Source organism: Propioniciclava sp. (genome assembly GCF_029977985.1).
Lineage (GTDB): Bacteria > Actinomycetota > Actinomycetes > Propionibacteriales > Propionibacteriaceae > Propioniciclava.
Genome location: NZ_JARKOT010000148.1, coordinates 1 through 1,872, shown reverse-complemented (window position 1 = coordinate 1,872; position 1,872 = coordinate 1). Strand labels below are relative to the sequence as shown.

The window sequence follows — 1,872 nt, the reverse complement described above, 5'->3', positions numbered from 1 at the left end:
CATCGCCCGCACCGACACCACCTTCGGCTTCGCCACCGCGATGGAGATCGCCACCGACGCCATCGACCGGCTGCACAGCACCGCGCACAGCCACCACCGGATCATCCTCACCGAGATCATGGGCCACCGCGCCGGCTGGCTCACCCTCGGCGCGGGCATCGCCGGCGGCGCCGACATCATCCTGCTGCCGGAGATCCCGTACTCGGTCGCGAGCGTGGCCGACACCATCAAGGAACGCCTGAAGAAGGGCTCCACCTTCAGCGTCGTCGCCGTCGCCGAGGGCGCCCGGGACGTGCAGGACGCCGCCGACTACGAGGCCGCGCAGCTGCTCGTCCGGGCGGCGAAGACTCCGGAGGCGATGCGCGCCGCGAAGGCACACCTGGCCAACGTCGAGGACGAACAGCGCGAGCACACCTTCAAGCTGGCCCGCGAGCTGGAGGCCGCCACCGGGCTGGAGTCGAGGGTGACGATCCTCGGCTACGTGCAGCGCGGCGGCATCCCGTGCGCGGCCGACCGGCTGCTCGCGTCCCGGCTGGGGACGGCGGCGGCGCACGCCGTGGCGTCCGGGCAGTTCGGGGTGATGGTGGCGGCCCGCGGCGAGGGGACGGAGCTCGTCCCCCTGCAGGAGGTCGCCGGCCAGCTGAAGCTCGTCCCGACCGACCACGAGGGGATCCTGACCGCCCGCACCCTCGGCACCGGACTCGGCGACTGAACCACGGCGGCGGGGGCGGCCATGCGCCGGCGGTTCACCCAGGTCGACGTCTTCGGAGACGGCGGCATCACCGGCAACCCGCTGGCCGTCGTGCACGACGCCGTCGGGCTCGACGGTGCGGCGATGCAGGAGTTCGCGGCATGGACGAACCTCTCCGAGACCACCTTCCTGCTGCCGCCGACCACGCCGGGCGCCGACTACCGGGTGCGGATCTTCACGGTCACCGAGGAGCTGCCGTTCGCGGGTCACCCCACCCTCGGCTCGGCGTCCGCCTGGCTGGCTGCCGGCGGCCGTCCGCTCGATGCCGGGACGGTGGTGCAGGAGTGCGCGGCCGGGCTCGTCCGGGTGCGCGTGGACGCTGACCGGCTCGCCTTCGCCGCCCCGCCGCGGCGGCGCTCGGGCCCGCTGGACGAGGCCCACCTGGCGATCGCGGAAGGGGCGCTCGGCATGCCCCGCACCGACTGGGTCGCCCACGAGTGGGGCGACAACGGTCCGCCGTGGATGATGGTCGAACTGACCGACGCGGACGCCGTCCGCCGGGCCTGGGTGGACCGCACCTGGCTCGGACCGCGCGACTACCTCGGCCTGGTCGGCCTGAGCCCGGACGAGTATGCCTACGAGGTGCGCGGCATCGTCGGCCACTGGGAGGACCCGGTGACCGGCAGCCTGAACGCCGCCGTCGCGCAGTGGCTGCGGTCGCGCGGGGTGGTGCCGGCGACGTACGTGGCCACGCAGGGCTCGGAGGTGGGCCGGCACGGCGAGGTCTTCGTCCACGACGACGGGACGGAGATCTGGATCGGCGGCCGCGTCCGCACGGTCATCTCCGGCACCGTCGACCTCTGACCCCCTCGCCTTTGCCGACTTGTCAGAACGTCAGCCGCCTATAGCCGGCACAGACTCTGACAAGTCGGCGGGGAGGTGAGGAGGGAGAAGGCTCAGGCCTGCTTGCGGAGGGCAAGGGTGGCGCCGACCAGGGACAGCCCGCACCAGGCGGCGAGGACGGCGACCGACTGTGCGGACACGGTGAAGTCGCCGGACGCGAGCCCGGCGCGCATCACCTCGGCCATCGGCTGGAAGGGCAGGAACGCCTGCACGGCCTGGACGGCCTGCGGCATCCGCTCCACCGGATAGCTGATCGGGGAGAACAGCAGGATCACGAA

Annotated in this window: 2 protein-coding genes and 1 pseudogene; 2 read left to right on the top strand and 1 reads right to left on the bottom strand. The window is 73.0% G+C overall.

Translation table 11 applies throughout. The annotated features are described in order from the left end of the window. Together Q1K57_RS09315 and Q1K57_RS09310 are read left to right on the top strand one after the other, a co-directional pair. Positions 1–712: 6-phosphofructokinase (locus Q1K57_RS09315; protein ID WP_300081409.1), on the top strand; the 712-nt coding region annotated here is incomplete at its 5' end. A gap of 21 nt (positions 713–733) precedes the next feature. Next, a complete protein-coding gene (locus tag Q1K57_RS09310) occupies positions 734–1,555 on the top strand; it encodes a PhzF family phenazine biosynthesis protein (protein WP_300081406.1) in 822 nt (273 codons plus the stop codon). Positions 1,556–1,647: 92 nt separating this feature from the next. Here Q1K57_RS09310 and Q1K57_RS09305 read toward each other — a convergent pair. Then, positions 1,648–1,872 (bottom strand): annotated as a pseudogene (locus tag Q1K57_RS09305) (ABC transporter permease); the annotation flags it as partial.

What these genes read in the sequence shown, in the direction of transcription:
- Q1K57_RS09310 (WP_300081406.1), top strand. Translation starts at nt 734, where the DNA reads ATGCGCCGGCGGTTCACCCAGGTCGACGTCTTCGGAGACGGCGGCATC.